The sequence below is a fragment of the Corynebacterium sp. LaCa_23 genome, assembly GCF_058182375.1.
Genome location: NZ_CP190825.1, coordinates 625,359 through 645,048 on the forward strand (window position 1 = coordinate 625,359; position 19,690 = coordinate 645,048).

Annotated in this window: 18 protein-coding genes; 9 read left to right on the forward strand and 9 right to left on the reverse strand. The window is 59.7% G+C overall.

From position 1 onward, the window contains the following. Positions 1 to 316 precede the first annotated feature (316 nt). Both ACP8IT_RS03155 and ACP8IT_RS03160 read left to right on the forward strand, forming a co-directional pair. Positions 317 to 1,588, forward strand: coding sequence for a threonine/serine exporter family protein (locus ACP8IT_RS03155; protein WP_490290585.1), 1,272 nt, complete (start codon positions 317 to 319; stop codon positions 1,586 to 1,588). A 491-nt stretch (positions 1,589 to 2,079) separates the two neighbouring features. Next, positions 2,080 to 3,402 carry an MFS transporter gene (locus tag ACP8IT_RS03160; protein WP_490290382.1) on the forward strand — a complete coding sequence of 441 codons (1,323 nt, stop codon included), beginning with the start codon at positions 2,080 to 2,082 and terminating at the stop codon, positions 3,400 to 3,402. A gap of 299 nt (positions 3,403 to 3,701) precedes the next feature. On the opposite strand, the gene ACP8IT_RS03165 is transcribed toward ACP8IT_RS03160, so the two are convergent. The 7 genes from ACP8IT_RS03165 to ACP8IT_RS03195 all read right to left on the reverse strand — a co-directional run bounded on the left by ACP8IT_RS03165 (position 3,702) and on the right by ACP8IT_RS03195 (position 10,498). Then, positions 3,702 to 4,658, reverse strand: a complete 957-nt coding sequence (locus ACP8IT_RS03165; RefSeq protein ID WP_490290383.1) for a glycine betaine ABC transporter substrate-binding protein — start codon at positions 4,656 to 4,658, stop codon at positions 3,702 to 3,704. Continuing rightward, positions 4,655 to 5,407: an ABC transporter permease gene (locus ACP8IT_RS03170; protein WP_023016900.1), complete on the reverse strand. Its 753-nt coding sequence runs from the start codon at positions 5,405 to 5,407 to the stop codon at positions 4,655 to 4,657. The genes ACP8IT_RS03165 and ACP8IT_RS03170 overlap by 4 nt, the downstream gene beginning before the upstream one ends. Continuing rightward, the gene (locus ACP8IT_RS03175; RefSeq protein WP_490290384.1) at positions 5,394 to 6,608 is read right to left on the reverse strand and encodes an ATP-binding cassette domain-containing protein; all 1,215 of its coding nucleotides are present in this window, start codon (positions 6,606 to 6,608) and stop codon (positions 5,394 to 5,396) included. Before ACP8IT_RS03175 ends, ACP8IT_RS03170 begins: the two co-directional genes overlap by 14 nt. Before the next feature lie 2 nt (positions 6,609 to 6,610). Continuing rightward, complete coding sequence (locus ACP8IT_RS03180; RefSeq protein ID WP_023028424.1) at positions 6,611 to 7,246, reverse strand: ABC transporter permease; 636 nt, start codon at positions 7,244 to 7,246, stop codon at positions 6,611 to 6,613. 166 nt (positions 7,247 to 7,412) lie between these two features. Beyond that, positions 7,413 to 8,150, reverse strand: a complete 738-nt coding sequence (locus tag ACP8IT_RS03185; protein ID WP_490290385.1) for a sulfite exporter TauE/SafE family protein — start codon at positions 8,148 to 8,150, stop codon at positions 7,413 to 7,415. Positions 8,151 to 8,178: 28 nt separating this feature from the next. Beyond that, positions 8,179 to 8,841, reverse strand: coding sequence for a TIGR03089 family protein (locus ACP8IT_RS03190; protein WP_490290386.1), 663 nt, complete (start codon positions 8,839 to 8,841; stop codon positions 8,179 to 8,181). A 25-nt stretch (positions 8,842 to 8,866) separates the two neighbouring features. Beyond that, a complete protein-coding gene (locus ACP8IT_RS03195; RefSeq protein WP_005277482.1) occupies positions 8,867 to 10,498 on the reverse strand; it encodes an LCP family protein in 1,632 nt (543 codons plus the stop codon). 133 nt (positions 10,499 to 10,631) lie between these two features. Here ACP8IT_RS03195 and ACP8IT_RS03200 point away from each other — a divergent pair, with 133 nt between their 5' ends. The 3 genes from ACP8IT_RS03200 (at position 10,632) to ACP8IT_RS03210 (ending at position 13,461) form a co-directional block, all read left to right on the forward strand. After that, on the forward strand, positions 10,632 to 11,540 hold the full coding sequence (locus ACP8IT_RS03200; protein ID WP_490290387.1) for a glycosyltransferase family 2 protein: 909 nt from the start codon (positions 10,632 to 10,634) through the stop codon (positions 11,538 to 11,540). Between the two features lie 93 nt (positions 11,541 to 11,633). Next, positions 11,634 to 12,728 carry a mannose-1-phosphate guanylyltransferase gene (manB, locus tag ACP8IT_RS03205; protein ID WP_023025580.1) on the forward strand — a complete coding sequence of 365 codons (1,095 nt, stop codon included), beginning with the start codon at positions 11,634 to 11,636 and terminating at the stop codon, positions 12,726 to 12,728. A 439-nt stretch (positions 12,729 to 13,167) separates the two neighbouring features. Further along, a complete protein-coding gene (locus ACP8IT_RS03210; RefSeq protein ID WP_005277485.1) occupies positions 13,168 to 13,461 on the forward strand; it encodes a WhiB family transcriptional regulator in 294 nt (97 codons plus the stop codon). An 87-nt stretch (positions 13,462 to 13,548) separates the two neighbouring features. Here ACP8IT_RS03210 and ACP8IT_RS03215 read toward each other — a convergent pair whose 3' ends face one another. Beyond that, positions 13,549 to 14,025, reverse strand: coding sequence for a metallopeptidase family protein (locus tag ACP8IT_RS03215; protein ID WP_284831155.1), 477 nt, complete (start codon positions 14,023 to 14,025; stop codon positions 13,549 to 13,551). A gap of 88 nt (positions 14,026 to 14,113) precedes the next feature. Here ACP8IT_RS03215 and ACP8IT_RS03220 point away from each other — a divergent pair, with 88 nt between their 5' ends. Together ACP8IT_RS03220 and ACP8IT_RS03225 are read left to right on the forward strand one after the other, a co-directional pair. After that, complete coding sequence (locus ACP8IT_RS03220; protein WP_284832201.1) at positions 14,114 to 14,611, forward strand: DUF3499 domain-containing protein; 498 nt, start codon at positions 14,114 to 14,116, stop codon at positions 14,609 to 14,611. Positions 14,612 to 14,718: 107 nt separating this feature from the next. Then, complete coding sequence (locus tag ACP8IT_RS03225) at positions 14,719 to 16,086, forward strand: phosphomannomutase/phosphoglucomutase (protein ID WP_490290388.1); 1,368 nt, start codon at positions 14,719 to 14,721, stop codon at positions 16,084 to 16,086. Between the two features lie 17 nt (positions 16,087 to 16,103). Here the strand turns inward: ACP8IT_RS03225 and ACP8IT_RS03230 are convergent, their stop codons facing one another. Continuing rightward, complete coding sequence (locus tag ACP8IT_RS03230) at positions 16,104 to 17,456, reverse strand: FAD-dependent oxidoreductase (protein WP_490290389.1); 1,353 nt, start codon at positions 17,454 to 17,456, stop codon at positions 16,104 to 16,106. A gap of 304 nt (positions 17,457 to 17,760) precedes the next feature. Here ACP8IT_RS03230 and ACP8IT_RS03235 point away from each other — a divergent pair, with 304 nt between their 5' ends. Together ACP8IT_RS03235 and ACP8IT_RS03240 are read left to right on the forward strand one after the other, a co-directional pair. Beyond that, the gene (locus ACP8IT_RS03235) at positions 17,761 to 19,437 is read left to right on the forward strand and encodes a nitrite/sulfite reductase (protein WP_490290390.1); all 1,677 of its coding nucleotides are present in this window, start codon (positions 17,761 to 17,763) and stop codon (positions 19,435 to 19,437) included. Beyond that, positions 19,434 to 19,685, forward strand: coding sequence for a hypothetical protein (locus tag ACP8IT_RS03240; protein WP_005277497.1), 252 nt, complete (start codon positions 19,434 to 19,436; stop codon positions 19,683 to 19,685). Before ACP8IT_RS03235 ends, ACP8IT_RS03240 begins: the two co-directional genes overlap by 4 nt. Positions 19,686 to 19,690 lie beyond the last annotated feature (5 nt).

The window sequence follows — 19,690 nt, forward strand, 5'->3', positions numbered from 1 at the left end:
GCCTCAGTGAAGGGCCGCAGGGCGCTGGAGCTGGTTCTCTCTATCTCTCTTGCGTTCTCTCAAACGCTAAGGAAAGTATGGCGCTAGACCCTGTTATAGGCATTGAAAAAAGCTGAAATTTTCCTGAAAGTTAGTGCAGGCTAAGAAGATCACGGGGTAGGCACGCGGTGCGCTAGTCTGGGAGGTAGAAGAAATAGCCAAAATGTGCGTGGAAGCTGGGGCAATGGCCGCCGGGAAGTGGCCTGGATCGCAGTTTTTGCACGAGGTAGAGGTGGAAGACTTGTCGTCGCAGTATGATCCGAATTTTCACCGGCAGATGGGCGTGGAAGCTGACGTCGTCTTGCGCGTCGGAATGATGCTGATGGGGGCGGGCACCTCGGGCTATCGCGTGCTGCGCGGCATGAAGCGCAGCGCCCGGGCGTTGGGGTTTGATCATCTGGACGCCAATGTGGGCCTGACGCAGATTACCTGCACCTTCCACCGGGGCGATTCCTTTCGCACCGTGATTGCGCGCACGCACTCGCCGGCCGTTGATGCCTCCCGCATTGAGGCATTGGAGGATCTCACCCATAACCACCTGTATTCCGGCATTACCGCGGAAGAGCTTTCGGGGATGCTCGACTCCATAGAAAGTGACGTGAAAAAGCGCTGGAGCGTGTGGGTCCTATCCACGGCGGCAGCGGTCGCGTGCGCGGCGTTTGCGTACCTGAATTTCTTCCCAGTGCAAGCGGTAGGGCTCGTGGCGCTGGCGGCATTCGTGGGGCAGTTTGTGCGCTATGAAGTGCTTCACCAGCACGTGCACCAAATTGGCGGGATCATTGCCGGTGGCGCGGCAGCCAGCATCACCTTCTTTATCCTCATCGAGCTCCTCGGATTTGCTGGGGTAGTAGAGCCGAGCTCGCTGTCCTCGGGTTATGTCGCGGCGGTGCTCTTTTTGATTCCGGGGTTCCCACTCTTTTCGGCCCTGATCGATATTGCGCGCTTTGACTTTGATGCGGGCATCGCCAGGCTGGGCTATGCGTTCACGGTCATCTTTACCGCTACGTTTACCGTCTCCATGGTCAGTTGGCTAACGGATCTCAGCCCGGATCCGCCGGTTCCCGCACCGGATACGCGGTGGTACCTGCTGGCTTTTGTCGCCAGTTTCTTTGGTATTGCTGGCTTTGCCTTCCTCTTTAATTCCTCGCGCCGTATGGTCCTAGTGGCCGCAAGCGTGGGGACAGTGGCCAACGCGGTGCGCCTTGGCCTCCTTGAGCTGGGCACGACCATTTACTTTGCAGCGTTTATCGGCGGGCTCATTATCGGGCTCTTGGGCGCGGTGGCCTCCCAAAAGGCGCGGTTGCCGCGCATCACCACCACCGTGCCGGCCGCCGTCATCATGATTCCTGGAGTGACGATGTTCCGCGCGGTCTATTACCTCAACGATGGCCAGATGGATCAGGCGGTGGCGAATGTGGCCACCGGCCTGATGGTCGTAGGTGCCATCGGTGCAGGGATGGTATTTGCCCGGCTGCTGACGGACCGCGATTGGGCGCTGGGACGCCTTATTGATTTCGATAAAGAGATCCCGCGAAAGAAGCCCGCCTAGCGCGGGTGGTTCGGCCTTGCAGCGGGGCCGAGGCGATAGCCAGCGGCGGCGGCCAGAGACGGCGGCCAGAGGCAACAGGCAAAGCGGCAGCCAATAACACGAATAGTAAAACGCCAGCGGCACCCGGTTCCTTTCGGTTCCGAGTGCCGCTGGCGTCTCTCTCTACAAGGGTGTTTCCATGTATCGGTTTTCACCGCCCTCTGGAAACTGAGGGGTTCTCTCTATCTCTCTCGTATGCGCTCTCTCAAACGCATGATTTAAGTATGGGGCACGCGGCTGGGCTCGCCATGGAATCTGCCTGAAAGGTTGCTGCAAAGTGCTGTGAGTTAGGTGGGGAAGGGAGGCATCGGCAAGCGAGGCGTGTCGGCGAGGCTATAAAGGCACATAAAAGTGACCTAAACCATAATAAATTCTGTAGGCTCGTCGCTACGGGGGCAGACTATGCTGCGCCATTTTTGCGAAAGAAGCTCAACAGAAACGAGGTGAGGAGCATGGCTCCTCTGATAGCCCCACCGCCAGCGAGCGATGAATCTGCGCGAACGGACGTGGACGTTCCTGGCACTTCACATGAACAGCGCGTTTCCGCCATCAAGGCCGCATTCATCGGCACGTTTATTGAGTGGTTCGATTATGCGGCCTATATCTATATGTCCGCGATTATCTCGCGCGTCTTCTTCCCAGAAATGGAAGGCCGCCGCGCGCTGATTTTGACCTTCGCGCTCTTCGCGCTGTCATTCTTGGTGCGCCCCATCGGGGGAATCGTCTGGGGACATATTGGTGATAAGCACGGCCGCATCCACACGTTGACCTATTCCATCGTGTTGATGTCGCTAGCGACCGCCTGCATCGGCCTATTGCCTGGGTATGCCACCATCGGCTTTGCCGCGACGCTCTTGCTTCTTATATGCCGCATGGTGCAAGGCTTTTCCGCCGCCGGTGAATATGCCGGCGCCGCCACCCACCTGGCTGAGATTGCCCCACCTGGGAAACGCGGGATTTATGCTGCGGTGGTGCCCTCGGCCACCGCATCCGGGCTGCTCTTGGGCTCGCTCATCGCGGCATTTCTTACTGGCGTGCTTGATGATGATGCCCTGCATTCCTGGGGCTGGCGCGTGCCCTTCCTGGTGGCGCTGCCGCTGGGCCTGTACGGCCTGTGGATCCGCCGCCACACGGAGGAATCCAACCGCTTTGAAGAGCACGCGGACACCGAGCTTTCGCCGCTGCGCCAGGTGCTGAAATACCCCAAGGCCCTGGCCATTGCCTTTGCCGGCGCGGTGCTCAACGCGATTGGTTTCTACGTCATTTTGACCTACCTGCCCACCTATCTTTCGGAGGAGCTGGGCATGGCAGAAACCCCGGCGTTTATCGCGTCTTCGGTGGCCTCCGCGTTCTACGTGGGCTTTGCGCTACTTACCGGCCTGCTCTCTGATCGCCTGGGACGGCGCACCACCATGCTGTGCGCCGCGCTCTTTATGGGCCTTGCCATTATTCCGGCATTCACGCTTCTCGATGGCGCAGGCATTCTGCTCGTCATCATCATTCAGGTGTGCCTGGGTGGGGTGCTGGCGCTTAACGATGGCGTCTTGCCCTCCTTCCTTTCCGAGCAGTTCCCCACGCATGTGCGCCTGTCTGGTTTCGCGCTGACGTTTAATACTGCCAATGCCATCTTCGGCGGTACCGCCCCGATGATCGCGACGTGGCTGATTGATACCACCGGAAATAAACTAGCCCCGGCCTTTTACCTTGTTGCCGCGGCGATCGTGACGGGTACTGCCGTGCTCTTCGCGCCGCGCAAGAACAAGCTGGTGGCATAACCCGCGTAACCCGTGCGGGTTATGCCTGTAGAACTAGTAAAACGCCAGCGGCACCCGGTTCCTTTCGGTTCCGAGTGCCGTTGGCGTCTCTCTCTACAAGGGTGTTTCCATGTATCGGTGTGCACCGCCCTCTGGAAACTGAGGGGTTCTCTCTATCTCTCTCGTATGCGCTCTCTCAAACGCATGATTTAAGTATGGGGCACGCGGCTGGAACAGCAATGGAATCTATCTGATAGGTCGCTGAAAAATACTGAAAGTTTCCTGTAAATCGATTTGCGCTGGTAAGCGGCCCTCAAAGATTATCCTTCTAGCAGCCCTTCATCGATGAGGAAATCCTGTGCCACGGCGGTGTAGTCCTCACCGTCGACGTCCACGCGGGCATTGAGCTCCTGCATCTTCTCATCCGTCAGGAGTTTCGCGAGGGGAGCGAAGAGATCCTTGATCTCTGGGTATTCTTCCGAGACCTCGGTGCGCACAACCGGGGCGAGGTTGTACTTGGGGAAGAAGAGCTCAGGGTCCTCCAGCACGGTGAGGTTTAAGGACTTAATGCGGCCATCGGTGGCAAAGATGGAACCGAGGGTGCACTCGCCCTTATTCAAGGCGGCATAGACGGCGCCGGAATCCATAATCCTGATGCGGTCGCGCGGTGGTTGTTCAATGCCATAGCTATCCAACATGGTAAGCAGGCCGTCATTGCGGGCTAAGAACTCGCTATCGGTGCAAAAGGTCTGCTCGTTGGCGGGAACTCCCTTGATATCGGCCAGCGATTCGAGGCCGTACTGTGCGTGGGACTGCTCGCTAATGGCCAGCGCGTACGTATTATTCATCGGCGCTGGGGGCAGCCAGGTAAGTCCATGGTCCTTATCGGCCTCCTTCACTGCCTCGTATTGCTCCTGCGAGCCGGGGACCGGATCGGCGTTGCCCAGGTAGGTAATCCAGGCGGTGCCGGTGTATTCAAACATGGAGTCCATATCGCCGACCTCCAGCGCTTGGCGCGCCGAGGTAGAGCCGGGGATATTGGTTAGGTCCTTTACGTTGGCACCTGCGGATTCCAAGAGGATGGCACCAATCTTGCCCAGGATGACCTGCTCGGTGAAGTTTTTGGAACCGATGGAAATATTGGCGCCGTCCAAGTCGATATCGGCTAGGTCGCCCTTTAACTGTCCGCTCGGGATGAGGCCACCGGCGGTGCCGAGGCCACATCCAGCGAGGAAGAAGGTGCTTGCGGCGGCAAGTGTTGCGAGGAGGCGTTTCATTTGATCATTCCCTTCGGGGCGAAGACAACCTCAAGAACGCGGCCCACCCATTCGACCGCTAAGGCTAAGGCGGCGATGAGGACCGCGCCAGAGATGAGAATAGGGTTGCGGTAGAGGGTAATACCGGTGGTAATCAGCCCGCCGAGGCCGCCGGCATCGATAAAGGTGGCAAACGCACCAGCGCCGACCAAAAGCACCAAGGAGGTGCGGATGCCGGTCATGATGACCGGCAGGGCCATGGGCAGCTCAACCTTGGTGAGCACCTGGATTGGTGACATGCTGAGGCCATAGGCGGCCTCGACAAGCTGCTTATCCACGCCCCGCAAGCCCGCAATCACGTTGGCGAGCACGGGCAAGAAGGCATAGAACCAGAGGCCGAGGATTGCCACTGGCTCGCCAAAGCCCAGCCAGATGGCCAATAAGACGATGACGCCGACGACGGGCGCGGCCTGGCCAATATTCGCGATGCTGGTGATGATCGGCGCCATGAACTTGGTGGACTTGCGCGTTAGCACGATGCCCAGCGGCACGGCCGTGGCGATGACCAGCAGTGCGGAGATAACCACGAGGACCAAGTGCTCGCGGGTCATGGTGAGCACAGAACTAATCTGCAGGGTGCGCTCTTCAATATCATCCAGCTCGGCCGTGGCGTGCCAGATGAGCCAGCCGCCCACCGTGAGCACCACCAGGATGGGGATGCCGATGATAAGGAGGCGGTCTTCACCGGTCAGGCGCTTAAATTTCTCCACCGGAATCCACCTCCTTTTCATCTAAAGCCTCTTGAGCCGCGGCGTTCATCTGCTGGATATAATCCGTGACCGTTTCGTAGTACAAAACGCCCACGAATTCACCGCGGCGGGTAACAAGCGCGCCGCTGTGGGAGGAAGCAAGCATGGCAGACATGGCATCGCTTAGCGTAGAGCGCGCATCCACAACGGAGTTGAGCTCGAACTGCGGCTCCGGGATGGTCTCGTAGCGCTCGAGCTGGCGGGCGAAGATCCAGTCGCGGGGATGGCCCTTGTCATCGACGATGACCACCATTTCTTCGCCGGCCTCGCGCAAGCGCGCTAGCGCCTCGGTAGTGGATTCGCCGATGCGCGCGGTGGCCTGATCCGCAAGCTCCAGCTCGTCCGCGCGGCGCAGGTTGAGCTGCTTTAGGGCAGAGCCGGAACCAATGAAGTCGGCCACGAAGTCATTCGCGGGCGCGGCGAGGATGTTTTCGGGCGTATCGTACTGGCTGATCTTTCCGCCCGGCTCAAAGATGAGGATGCGGTGGCCCAGCTTGATGGCCTCATCGATATCGTGCGTGACGCAGATGATGGTCTTTTTCAGCTCGGATTGGATATTGACCAATTCATCCTGCAGGCGGGTGCGGGTGATGGGGTCGACCGCGCCGAAAGGCTCGTCCATCAAGACCACCGGCGGATCCGCCGCTAGGCCACGGGCGACGCCGACGCGCTGTTGCTGGCCACCGGAAAGCTCGCTGGGGAAGCGATCGCGGTAGGTGGCAGGATCGAGCCCGACCATATCCAAAAGCTCGTCGGTGCGCTGAGAAATCTTATCGGCCTTCCACTTCTTCAGCTTGGGCACAAGCGCAATATTATCCGCGACGGACATGTGCGGGATGAGCCCGCCGCCTTGGATGACATAGCCAATATCGCGGCGCAGCTGCGTGGGGTTTTTCTTGGTGGCGTCCTCGCCATCGATATAAATGGTGCCGCTGGTTGGCTCCACCAAGCGGTTAATCATCTTCAGCGAGGTGGTTTTACCGCAACCGGAAGGGCCGACGAATGCGACCAGCTCGCCTGCCGGAATTTCGAAGGAAAGGTCCTCCACGGCGGGGGAGTCTTGGCCCGAATAGGCCTTGGTGACGTGATCGAAGACGATGCTGGCACCGCTATTGCTCGCGTCCGCGGCGTGCGTGGATGAAGCGTGCGTTGAATCAGACATTCTTAGATACCTTTCGGGGTGGTCAATTTTTGGATTCCGGCGAGAATCGCATCCACGATGAGCGCAATAATGACGACGCCGATGGTGCCCACCAGCGTGAAATTAAGTGCGTTGGTGCCGCCGATTTGGCTGAGTCCTGAGTAGATATATCCACCCAGTCCTGGGCCGAGCGCATAGGCGGCGATGGCGGCAACACCCATAGACATCTGGGTGGAAACGCGAATGCCGGTCATAATCACCGGCCAGGCCAGCGGCAGCCGGATGCGGAAGAGGATGGCCGTCGAGCTCATGCCCTGCCCGCGGGCGGATTCGATGACATCGTCGCTGACATTGTGCAAGCCGACGATGGCATTGCGCAGGATGGGAAGGACGGCATAAAAGACTACGAGGGCAACCGACGGTATGGTGCCGATGCCAAACAGCGGGATGGCAAGACCAAGCAGCGCCAGCGATGGCAAGGTCAGGCCAATGGAGGTTAAGGCATTAGCGATAGCCGCACCGTGCGGGCGCTGGGCCACAAAGATGGCAATAACCAACGCGATGACCAGGGCCACGGCGACTGATTGGATGACAAGGCTTGCGTGTTGGTAACTGCGGAAAAGGATATCCTGCCAGCGCGCAGCGATAAATTCGTTCATTTCATCACCTAAAAGAAAGAGAATAGGGCGCAGGGAAAACTATTAGGGGCACAGACTCTCTGGTCCTTCCTCTGCGCTGATGATGTGCTTCTAGCGTACAAGCTTTTTCCAGCGGGAAACAATGGTGGGGATGTGGGCTCACGGTAATACCGGTCTTATCAGGAAACTAGAAAAACACCACTTGGCCAATAAGGGCAAGGGCAGCGGTAATAGCTACCACCGTGACAATGCGGTTAAGGCGCTTGGTATCGATGAAGTGGTTGAGGTAGTTGGCAATAAATAGGCCGATGACCACTAAGGGGCTATAGGCCGCGGCGGCATAGACCTGCGGCTGGGTCACCTGGCCGTTAAAGCCCAGAATGATAAGGGACATGACGGTACCGATCACAAAGGTGCCGGCGAGACTGCCGCGCGTGCGCTGTGGGTCGAAGCGCTTCATAATCAGCGCCATCGGTGGGCCGCCGATGGAGGTAGAGGTTCCCAGGAATCCGGAGGTAAGCCCGGCAAGAACGGTATTGCGCCTGGTGGGCTCGGGGCTCCAGCCGAGGCTGGAGAGGGACATCGCCAAGAGCACGGCGCAGCCGATGAAGATGGAAAGGCCATCGTGTGAGAGGGATGCGATTGCCCACGCGCCGGCGAACGAGCCCGGAATGCGGGCGATGACGGATATGCCGACCAAGCGCCATGAGGTTTCGCGGTAGGTTCGCGCCAGCGTGTAGATGGAAATGCACAGCGCGAGGAGCAAGATGAGCGTGGGGACTAAATCTGGGCGCAGGAGCGCGATGATGGGGGTAGCGATGGTGCCGAGCCCAAAGCCGATCGAGCCCTGAGTGATAGTGCCGACCAAAATGAGCACACCAATAAAGATGTAGACCCACGCGTCTGAAGAGATTCCCAAGAACATGATGGAAGGCAAGTATAGGGCACTTGGCCTAGAGCCGGGCGGTTACTTTCTCATTCGCTGCAATTTCATCCAGGCGGGACGCGGGGCAAAGTCCTGCGACGATGACGGCGGAGCCGCCGGCCGCTAAGGGCTCGAGGACGGCGCGGGTGAAGGAAGATTTATCGCTCCACCCGGTAGATAGCAGCCGCTCTGCGCCGCCGGGCGGGGCCACCAATTCCGGCAGGGGTTGGGTTTCACCAAAGTATTGATCGCCATAAAAACGGACGGTGGGGCCGAAGTCGATGGTACCGGTGGGCAGATCCCCGCCGGATTCAACGATACCGCGGCCAAAGGGGTCGTCGCTGATGAGCACGATATCGGCCTGCGGCTGGCGCTCTTGGGCGGCGAGGTAGCGGGAGGGGGAGGTAAAGACGACATCGGCAAGCGCGGCCGATTCACCGAAATCAAAGCTGGGCCCGGCGGCGAGGGCACCTAAGGCAATGACGGCGGCCTGCCACGAGGTGGGCACGTCGATGGCGATGGTGGAATCCGGCTCTAAGTCGAGCTCTTCTTCCAACATATTGGCGATCTTGGCCACCCAGTTATCGAGTGTCTGGGCGGAAAAATCCATGCGCGCGCCGGTGGATTCGTTATAAACAGTCAGCCGCGGGGTGGCGGCATCGGCGTTTAAAAGATGGGCGAGTAGTTCCATACCCGCCCATCGTAGGCCAGCCTGCTTAGTTCACGCAGCGCGGACCGTCGCCGCCAGCATCGATTTCAGGGGCGACCTTGTTGGCACCGAAGTCATTGCCTGGGGTTCCTACCAGGTCGGTATCTTCTTCGGCTGCGGATTCCTCGGCGCTGGCTTCCTCATCGGAGGGGCCCTGGTAATCATCGGTGGCCACGACGAGCAAGGTATTGGCATCGAGCTGCGGGTTTTCTACCACTGGCAGGCCACCGAGCTTTTCCGCCAGCTTCTTGGCATCTTCGCTCTCGGGGTCTGCGGCAACAACTTGGGACTCTGAGTAGATGCCGGGCTGGGCATTGGCGGAGCGCTCGACGGTATAGCCGGTGTTTTCCAGCCAGGTGCCGATGCCTGCGGCCAAGCCATCGATATTGCCGGCATTGAGGACGTGGACCTCGTTATCGGAGTTGATATCGGCATCGTGCTCCGCTGCGTTTTCGGCGTTTTCCTCCTTGTGGGCCGCGTCTTCTTCGGCTTCCTCGTGCGACATGGCCAGATCCTCCATGAAGCGGTGGACCTCATTGGTATCGATGGTGACGATGGATTCACCGTAATCGCCGCGGCCATCGATGGAGGTCACCGGAATGGTGGTGAAGGTGACATTGCCGCCGGCCAGGCCTGCTAGCTGGGTGACAAAGCCCATGATGTCCCAGCCGTCATCGATGACCACGGAGCGCTCCACGGCCTTGGCAATCTTGGAGAGCTTGGATGGGCTGGTCAGAGTGTCATTATCGAGCACCTTATTGACCAGCGAGGCCATATACGCCTGCTGGCGCACGATGCGGTCGAGGTCACCGCGCGGCAGGTTATAGCGCTGGCGCACGAAGGTCAGCGCCTGCGCACCGTCGAGGGTTTGGGTGCCCTTGTGGAAGTTGGCGCCGGACATCTCGTCCTCAACATCCTCGTTGAGGCAGACCTCGACGCCACCGACGGCATCAGTAAGCAGCGTAAAGCCCAGCAGGCCCACCTCGGCGTAGTGGTCAATGGATACGCCGGTCAGGGAGTGCACCATCTTCAGCAGGCCTTCGCGGCCGGCTTCTACGCCGCGCTTTTCGATGTCCTTATCCGTATACGGTGCCTTTTCGCCCTGCGCCTCCGCCTGGGCGTTTTCCTGCTGGAGCTCTTGGACCTTGTCGTTTTTGTGCGAGGCGTAGACGGCATTGATCTTCATATTGCCGTAGTCCGGATCGTTGACATAGGTATCGCGCGGAATGGATACCGCGGTAGCGCGCGAGCCGTCTTCCGGAATGCGCACGAGCATGATGGTGTCGGTGTTTTCCTCGCCCTCGGCAACGCCGGCGTGGAGATCCGCCAGCTCCTTTTCAGAGAGCGGGTTGCCCTGGGCATCGGTACGCGAATCCTTGCCCACGAGCAAGATATCGGCGGCGCCGTCCAAGGAAGGATCGGATAGACCATCCTCGCCCAAAGATAAGTCTGAGGCGGAGGACATGCCCGTATCCAGGCGCCCCACCGTGGCGTAGCCCACGCCGGAGACAGCTAGGATGAGGGCAGAAATAACAGCCACGATGGTTTTGGTGGCCGTGGAACCCTTTTGCTTAACCGCGCTAGCGGCAGAGGGCGCGGGTTGGATATTGCGCGCCCGGCGAGTGTTCTCAGAAGTCACAAGTGAAGGCTTTCTACTTTCCGGGGATCTGGAGACAGTTTAGGGGAGATCTCGCCAAAATTAGGGATCCGTGACCAGTTTCGCGCAATTGAACAGTGTCTGTCTCCGGACACAGCCTCTGGCGTGACTAAGCTTGGGGCCCATTGTGACTACTGAAACTACAGCTCCGCTCGCCATTATCACCGTGACCTATAACCCCGGTGAGTACTTGGCGCGCTTTATAGGCTCCCTGCCGGACGCCAGCGCCCAAGGCGCACAGGTGGTGCTGGCGGATAATGGCTCGACCGATGGCATCCCCGAAGCCGCCGCGGCGGAAAGGGAAGGGGTGGACTTCCTCGATACCGGCGGCAATATTGGCTACGGTGCCGGTATGAACGCCGGTGCGCGGTGGGTGCGCGAGAACCGGCGCGTAGATGATGAGTTCTTCCTTATCTCTAACCCGGATGTCACCTTCAGCGAAGGCGCGATTGACCAGATGATCGCGTGCGCGCGCCGCTGGCCGGATGCCGCGGCGGTAGGCCCGCGCATCGTGGAACCAGACGGCAGCAATTATCCGTCCGCCCGGTCGGTGCCGAATATATCCACCGGCATTGGTCACGCGCTGTTTTCTAACCTGTGGCCCTCTAATCCGTGGACGCGCACGTACCGCAATGATGCCGATATGTCCGTCCAACGCCCCGCCGGGTGGTTATCCGGATCCTGCCTCTTGGTGCGCTGGGAGGCCTTCGATGCCATCGGCGGTTTTGATGAGCGCTACTTCATGTACTTAGAAGACGTGGACTTGGGCGATCGCTTCGCGCGCGCCGGGTATCAAAACATTTTCTGCCCGGAAGCCGTCATTAGCCACGCCAAGGGGCATTCCACCCAGGCGCACGCCGGGGCGATGCTGCGCGCGCACCACAGCTCCGCGTACCGCTTCCAGGCGGACCGCCACCCGGCGTGGTGGCAGGCCCCGTTGCGCGCCGCGCTGTGGCTGGGCTTGCGGGTGCGGGGCGCGGTAACGGCCGCTCGCGCCAGTACCGCCAAAGATTCGGAAGCCTGAAGCGCGTGCCGTTGACCTGGTTTCTGGCCGCGGCCGCATACACTGACCTTCGAAAAACCTCAGAATAAGATTGTCTGCATACAAAGGATGACTATGACTGAAGCAGCCACCACCCACGGTGCCACCACCGATGCAGTGATTTTGGTGGGCGGGCGTGGTACCCGCCTGCGCCCACTGACCATTGGTACGCCCAAGCCCATGCTGCCGACGGCAAACTACCCGTTCCTGCAGCACCTGCTCGCCCGCATCAAGGCCGCGGGCATTGAGCACGTGGTGATGTCCACCTCGTACAAGGCAGAGGTTTTCGAGGAATACTTTGGCGATGGCTCCGAGCTTGGCCTGGACATTGAATACGTGGTGGAAGAAACCGCGCTGGGCACCGGCGGCGGCATCCGCAACGTCTATGACAAGCTGCGCAATGACACCGTCATGGTATTCAACGGCGATGTTCTTTCCGGCATGGATCTAGAGGGCATCTTGACCACGCACCACAACAAGGGTGCCGATGTCACCATGCACCTGCTCAACGTGGCGGATCCGCGCGCCTTTGGCTGCGTGCCCACGGATTCTGAGGGCCGGGTCACGGCCTTTTTGGAAAAGACTGAGGATCCACCAACCAACCAGATCAACGCCGGTTGCTACGTCTTTGACCGCTCCGTCATCGAGTCCATCCCGGCAGGCCGCGTAGTTTCGGTCGAGCGCGAGACCTTCCCGGGCTTGCTTGCCGATGCCCGCCTGGTCGTCGGCCACGTCGATAACTCCTACTGGCGCGATATGGGCCGCCCCGATGACTTCACCCGCGGCTCCTCCGACTTGGTGCGCGGCATCGCGCCATCGCCGCTCTTAGAAGGCCGCACCGGTGAATCCCTTGTGGAATCCTCTGCGGGCATTGCCGGCGGCGTGCTGCTGCTATCTGGCACCGCGGTGGGCCGCGGATCTGAGGTGGGCGCGGGCTCCCGCCTTGAAGGAACCGTGGTCTTTGATGGCGTGCGCATCGAACCAGGGGCCATCATCCACAACTCCATCATCGCCTCCGGCGCGCATATTGGCGCCAATGCGGTCATCGAAAACTGCGTCATCGGCGAAGGCGCCCACGTTGGCGCCCGCTGTGAGCTCGTGGACGGCATGCGAGTCTTTCCCGGTGTGACCATCCCCGATGCCGGCATCCGCTTTAGCTCCGACGCCTAAAACACCCGCCACCTACCCTCCGCACCTCCTGCAGCTCGGTAACGCTGCGCGGTGCGGAGGGCTTTGTGATCCTTGCCCGGCTGAGATTTTGGGAGACACGCCGACACTTCCTGAAAATTGTTGACAGAAAAACCGGGCACCACTATATCTAGTACCCCCTACGTACACCCCCGGATGGCACCGGGTGTTACTAATGTGACGGATGGGGATCGTGTGCAGCGTTTTTGCGATAAAGCGCGGAAAAGGCGCTAATTCAGGTTGACGATATTTAGTGATCCGGTGTGAAATTACATCAGTGCAAGAAACGGCGACCGACACACCCGTTTTTACGGATTGGCTCGCGGATTGACGGCGATTCAGTCGTACTTCAGCCTCGTGTACAGTCGGTTGCACTGATTAGGATTACCCAACCTCGGAGAAAGGAAAAGGCGTGGACAAAATGGCTAATAACAACGCCATTCTCCGTGGCGGTGCTGCTGCAGAGGTATCGCTCGATGAACTCTTCGGTGCCGTCGAGCAGGAGTGGCAGGATCAAGCGTTGTGCGCGCAGACGGATCCAGAGGCATTCTTCCCCGAAAAGGGAGGTTCCACCCGTGAGGCAAAGCGCATCTGCCAAGCCTGCGCGGTGCGCGATGAGTGCCTGGAATACGCGCTGGAGCACGATGAACGCTTCGGAATTTGGGGCGGGCTTTCGGACCGCGAACGCCGCCGCCTCAAGCGCGAGATTGGTTAATTAAGTTGTGTGTGCTCTAGCCCTTGGCTGCGCCCCTGAGTGGTGTGGCCAAGGGCTAGAGTTTTCTCTGTGGTGCGAAAAGTAGCCCTACCAGCTATAGCGCGGGTCTACCTCCTCTGGGGCGAGGTTTAAGTAATTGGCCACCAGGGCGGTAATGACCGTGCCGAGGAGCTCCGCGCGCTCGGCGGAGGTGACGGCACGCTGCTCAATGGGCATGCGGAAGATAACGAGGCGGGCGCGGGTAGGGCTGCCAGCGGAATCGACACCGGCGGGTACGATGCGGCCGAGCGGCACGGGGCCATCGGCAATGATTTCATCCGGCAGCACCGTCATATCCGCCGAAAGGCGCATGCGCGGGATGGTATCTACGGCAAGGTCGAGCCCGCGCAATTGCGGGGCGAAGGCATGCTGAATGGGGGCGTAGGCCTCGAGGACGGCGGCATCGAAAAGCTCGCGGGCGCTGCGGTAGCGCGGGGTTTGCTGTGGCAGCAGGGGCCCGTGCAGGCCGCGCCCGTGGCGGTCACGGGCGGGGCGAATATGCGGGCGGGGGCGAGCGGCGGTCATGGCGTTGATTCTAAAGCTCTAAGGTTGCGCAATAAGTGCAGCCACGCCGGGGAAGTACTATCTAAATCTCAACCAAGGGTTTAGACTAATGCGCGTGACTGAATCTCGCCATTGCTCCCGCCCAGGCTGCGGCCGACCCGCCGTGGCGACGTTGACCTATGCATACGCGGATCAAACCGCCGTGGTTGGCCCGCTGGCAGAAGAGGATAACCCGCACAGCTGGGATCTCTGCAGCACCCACCGCGACCGCATCTCCGCGCCGGTGGGCTGGGAGCTGGTGCGCGTAGACCGCATCGAGCTCGACGAGGATGACGACCTTATGGCCCTGGCCCAGGCGGTCAAGGAAGATGGCAGGGTGACCACTGGGCTTGTCGATGACCGCAGCGCCGGCTCCGGGGCAGATCCCATCGATTACGCCGCCACCTTCGATGGCGCTGATCCCGCCAATTCCAATCACCCAGTATTTCGCACCCGCCGCGTGGCCTATGCCAAAAAGGCCCGCCGCGCCCACCTGTCCGTCGTTCCTGATACGCAGAGCGAAGATAATCCTGCCGAGAAGCAGGACACGGACACCGAATCTGATTAAACCAAGGGCGCTGAGCACAGCGCCTGAGAAAGCTCGCGCTAGCTAGCCGCAGACACGGAAGGAGCACTGCGCTAGTTGCCCGCAGCCGGGGAGTAATATTGCGAGGTATGCGAACTCGTGAGCATCTTGATGCAGTGATTAAGGCCTATGACGTCCGTGGCGTGGTGGGCGAAGATATCGATGAAGACTTCGTGCGCGATACTGGCGCCGCCTTCGCCGCAATCCTGCGCGAAGAAGGTGAAAATACCGTGGCAGTCGGCCACGATATGCGTCCGTCTTCACCCGCGTTGGCGCAAGCCTTTGCTGAAGGCGTGGTGAGTCAGGGCCTCCACGTGACGCTTCTGGGGCTTACCTCTACCGATGAGCTCTACTATGCCGCGGGTTCTATGGAGTGCGCGGGCGCGATGTTTACCGCCTCCCACAACCCGGCGAAGTACAACGGCATCAAGCTCTGCCGCGCCGGTGCCGTCCCCGTGGGGCAACAGACTGGGTTGGAAGAAATCAAGCAGATGCTTATCGATGGCACCCCAAGCTACGACGGCCCTAATGGTGCCATCGCCGAGCAAGAAATCCTGACCGGCTACGCCGACTTTCTGCGCCACCTCGTGCCGCTGGAAGATTCCAAGCCGCTGGTCGTGGCTGTCGATGCCGCCAATGGCATGGGCGGGCACACCGTCCCCGCCGTTTTCGATGGCCTTCCCTTTGATGTCCGCGATCTCTACTTTGAGCTCGATGGCACCTTCCCCAACCACGAGGCGAACCCGCTGGATCCCAAGAACTTGGAGGATCTGCAGAAATTCACCGTAGAGCAAAACGCCGATATCGGCCTTGCCTTCGACGGCGACGCCGACCGTTGCTTCGTGGTGGATGAAAAGGGCCAGCCGGTATCGCCGTCTGCCATCTGCGCGCTGGTGGCCAGCCGCTACTTGGATAAGTTCCCGGGCGCGACCATCATCCACAACCTGATTACCTCCAAGACGGTGCCGGAGCTCATCGCGGAAAAGGGCGGTACCGCCGTGCGCACGCGCGTGGGTCACTCCTTTATTAAGGCCCAAATGGCCGAGCACAAGGCGGCCTTTGGGGGCGAGCACTCCGCACACTACTACTTCCAGGAATTCTGGAATGCCGATTCCGGCATGCTGGCCGCCATGCACGTATTGGCCGCGCTGGGGCAGACGGATAAGCCGCTCAGCGAGCTCATGGCGGAATACTCCCGCTACGAGGCATCCGGGGAGATCAACTCCACCGTGGCGGATCAAAAGGCCGCCACCCAGGCGGTACTCGATGAGCTGGCGGATAAGATTGAATCCGTCGATGAGCTCGACGGTGTCACGGTCGAGCTCAAGGGCACGGACGCGTGGTTCAATGTGCGCGCTTCCAATACCGAGCCGCTGCTACGGCTCAACGTTGAGGCGAAGACCTCCGAGGAGGTCCAGCAGATTGTGGACGAGGTCCTCGCCATCATCAGGCGCTAATTACTGGAGTTACTGAATTACTGCGCGCGGGAGTGGGCGACCATGTCTTCCCACTCCACGTACTTCTTTCGCTCGCGGCCTTCGCGCTCGCCCAAAGCGCGCTCGGCGGCATCGAGGCGCTGCCAATCCTGCCAGGTGAGGTAGTCGATGCCCTTTTCTGCGAAGGCCTCGGTGATATCGCCGGCGGTGGGGGACGGTAGGGCGCCCGCGGCGGCATCATCAAGCAGCATGCCAATGGTTTCGCTGGCATCGGACTTGGTATTGCCAATCAGGCCGACGGGCCCGCGTTTTACCCAGCCGGTGGTATAGAGACCAGACACGATGGCACCCTCTTCGTCGATGACGTGGCCGCCGTCATTGTTGATGACGTTTTTCTCGCTATTAAATGGCACGCCATCCACTGCGTCCGAGCGGTAGCCCGTGGCAAAGTAGACCGCTTGCACCGGCCACGTGGTGAATTTACCCGTCCCGCGCACGCTGCCATCGCCGGTCAGCTCGGTGCGCTCCGTTTTAATCCCGCTCACCCGGCCGTTCTCACCGAGGATCTCCACCGGCTGCTCAAAGAGGTGGATCTGCAGCGTATGCGGAGCTTGTTTGGGATCGCGAATGGCATATTGCTCAAGGACCTGGCAGACCAAATCCGTGGACTTGCTGGAAGCGCGCGCCTCTAGCGAGGCTTCATCGTAATCAATATCTTCGGGGGAGACGACCACATTGATGTTATCCGAGTGGTCGAGCTCTTTGAGCTCTTGCGGGGTGAACTTGGCTTGGGCGGGCCCGCGGCGCCCGAAGACGCGTACGGTCTCTGCCTTATTTTGTGCCAGCGAATCGTAGACATTATCGGCGATCTCGGTCACCTTAAGTTCATCGCCAGTCTTGGCCAAGATACGCGAGACGTCCAGGCCCACATTGCCCACGCCGATGACAGCGACCTCGCTGGCGGAGAGGTCCCATTCGCGCTCAAAGCGCGGATTGCCGTCATAGAAGCCTACGAACTCACCGGCGCCGTACACGCCCTGCAGCTGCGCGCCAGGGATATCGCGGTGGCGATCGCCTACTGCACCGGTGGCGAAGACGACGGCATCGTAGTGCTGCTGCAGCTCGTCCACGGTGATATCGCGGCCGATGTGCACGTTGGTAAGCAAGCGAATCTGCTCCGTGTCCAATACGCGGTGCAGGGATTTAATGATTCCTTTAATGCGCGGGTGGTCAGGGGCCACGCCGTAGCGAATGAGGCCGAAGGGAGCGGGCATCTGCTCAATGAGATCGATGTGTACATTGCCACCGGTCTTTTTCACCAAGATATCGGAGGCGTAAATGCCAGCGGGGCCGGCACCGATGACGGCTACGTTTAAGGGTTTTTCTGACACGGTAATTTTGCCTTTCTTGTCTGCGTATTCTCCCGCGGTGGGGTGAAGGGAACGGACCCTCGATAAATATGCGTAAATAGACCACATAGTCTATTTGTCGTGAGTGAGCGCGGGATTTCTCTTAAGAGAGTGAACCGTATGGTCTGTATACAGACAAGCGGAAGAATTAGATTCTTTATTAAACCTTCTCAAAGTGCAGGTCATAGCTTTGGGAAAAGTGAAAATAAAACAGACCGCTTTGTCTGCAATCTATAGACGGGTAGGTTTTCCTTCAACGCTTTGAAAGGGAGGTCTACACCACATTATGGCTACCGCAACAACGACCAAAAGCAAGCCACGTGCCAATAAGCCCGAGGGCCAGTGGAAAATTGACGGTAAGGAACCGTTGAACAACGATGAGGCCATCAAACAGGACGATGGTGGCCTTTCAGCCAAGCAGCGCGTGATAGACATCTACTCCAAGCAGGGATTTTCCTCCATCCCGCCGGAGGATTTAGCACCGCGCTTTAAATGGTTGGGGCTATATACCCAGCGCAACCAGAACCTGGGCGGGGAGATGACCGCCAAATTATCTAACGCGGAATTGCAAGATGAATACTTCATGATACGCGTGCGCTTCGATGGCGGCCGCGCCGATCCAGCCAAGCTGCGCGCGGTGGGAGAAATCTCGCGCGATTATGCCCGCTCCACCGCGGACTTTACGGACCGCCAGAATATTCAGTTGCACTGGATTCAGATCGAAGACGTGCCCACCATCTGGGACAAGCTCGAATCTGTGGGCCTGGGCACCTTGATGGGCTGCGGCGATGTGCCGCGCGTCATCTTGGGTTCGCCGGTCGCGGGAGTGGCCGAGGATGAAATCATCGATGCCACCCCAGCCATCGAGGAGATTAAGAATAATTATTTACCGCGCGAGGAGTTCCACAACCTTCCCCGCAAGTTCAAAACCGCCATCTCCGGCAATGCGCGCCAAGACGTTACGCATGAAATCCAAGACGTTGCCTTCGTCGGCGTCAACCACCCCGAATACGGACCCGGTTTCGATTGCTTCGTGGGCGGGGGACTATCCACCAACCCGATGCTCTCGCAATCCTTGGGCGCGTGGGTGCCACTCGAGCGCGTGCCGGAAGTATGGGCGGGCGTCGTCAGCATCTTCCGCGACTATGGCTTCCGCCGCAACCGCAACCGCGCGCGGCTGAAGTTTTTGGTGGCTAAATGGGGCATCGACAAGTTCCGCCAGGTCCTCGAGGAAGAGTACCTGGAGAAGCCGCTTGCCGATGGCATCCCGCTCGAGGTCAACCCCGGCAGCCGCGATCACCTGGGCGTGCACCGGCAAAAGGACGGCAAGTTCTACGTCGGTGTGAAACCCACCGTGGGCCATGCAACGGGCGAGCAGCTCATTGCCATTGCCGATGTCGCGGAAAAATTCGGCATTTCGCGCATCCGTACCACCCCGATGAAGGAATTGCTCTTCCTCGATGTGGAAGAAGACGATATTCCGGCGCTTTCGCGCGCGCTGGATGAAACGGGTCTGTATTCCCAGCCCACGGAGTTTCGCCGCGGCGTCATTTCCTGCACTGGGCTGGAATTTTGCAAGTTGGCGCACGTGACCACGAAGGCCCGTGCCATCGAATTGGTGGACATCCTCGAAGACACCCTGGGGGATTTGGATGTGCCCATTTCCATCGCACTCAATGGCTGCCCCAATGCGTGCGCGCGCTCCCAGGTATCCGATATCGGACTTAAAGGTCAGATTGTCACCGATGCCGATGGCAACCGCGTCGAAGGATTCCAAGTCCACCTAGGCGGTGCCCTCGGCCTTTCTCCCGACTGGGGCCGCAAGCTCCGCGGACACAAGGTCGTAGCCGATGAGGTACCGGACTACGTCATACGGCTGGTCAATAAATATAAGGAACAACGCGAAGAAGGCGAGCAGTTTCGCCACTGGGTACTGCGCGCCGAGGAGGAAGATCTGCAGTGAATTTCCGCCGTAAACCTAATCCCAATCGCAATCACCCCACCTTTTGCCCTTACTGCGCCGGCACCGATCTGTTCCCGGATGAAGAAGACGACTTTGCCTGGAATTGCCAGGAATGCCTGCGCGTATTTTCGGTCCGCTTCCACGGCCAAGACGATGCCCCCGTGGCACCGGCCCCGGCCGTTTCGTCCACCGAGGCCCTGCAGCGCTCCCTAGCTCGCCGCGGTCACTCCACGGCTCCAGTGGATTAAGGATG

Coding starts and splice junctions, on each gene's coding strand:
- ACP8IT_RS03160 (WP_490290382.1), top strand. CDS start 2,080: ATGGCTCCTCTGATAGCCCCACCGCCAGCGAGCGATGAATCTGCGCGA.
- ACP8IT_RS03190 (WP_490290386.1), bottom strand. CDS start 8,841: ATGGAACTACTCGCCCATCTTTTAAACGCCGATGCCGCCACCCCGCGG.
- ACP8IT_RS03225 (WP_490290388.1), top strand. CDS start 14,719: ATGCGAACTCGTGAGCATCTTGATGCAGTGATTAAGGCCTATGACGTC.
- ACP8IT_RS03175 (WP_490290384.1), bottom strand. CDS start 6,608: ATGTCTGATTCAACGCACGCTTCATCCACGCACGCCGCGGACGCGAGC.
- ACP8IT_RS03155 (WP_490290585.1), top strand. CDS start 317: ATGGGCGTGGAAGCTGACGTCGTCTTGCGCGTCGGAATGATGCTGATG.
- ACP8IT_RS03185 (WP_490290385.1), bottom strand. CDS start 8,150: ATGTTCTTGGGAATCTCTTCAGACGCGTGGGTCTACATCTTTATTGGT.
- ACP8IT_RS03210 (WP_005277485.1), top strand. CDS start 13,168: ATGGCTAATAACAACGCCATTCTCCGTGGCGGTGCTGCTGCAGAGGTA.
- ACP8IT_RS03220 (WP_284832201.1), top strand. CDS start 14,114: ATGCGCGTGACTGAATCTCGCCATTGCTCCCGCCCAGGCTGCGGCCGA.
- ACP8IT_RS03180 (WP_023028424.1), bottom strand. CDS start 7,246: ATGAACGAATTTATCGCTGCGCGCTGGCAGGATATCCTTTTCCGCAGT.
- manB (WP_023025580.1), top strand. CDS start 11,634: ATGACTGAAGCAGCCACCACCCACGGTGCCACCACCGATGCAGTGATT.
- ACP8IT_RS03215 (WP_284831155.1), bottom strand. CDS start 14,025: ATGACCGCCGCTCGCCCCCGCCCGCATATTCGCCCCGCCCGTGACCGC.
- ACP8IT_RS03235 (WP_490290390.1), top strand. CDS start 17,761: ATGGCTACCGCAACAACGACCAAAAGCAAGCCACGTGCCAATAAGCCC.
- ACP8IT_RS03165 (WP_490290383.1), bottom strand. CDS start 4,658: ATGAAACGCCTCCTCGCAACACTTGCCGCCGCAAGCACCTTCTTCCTC.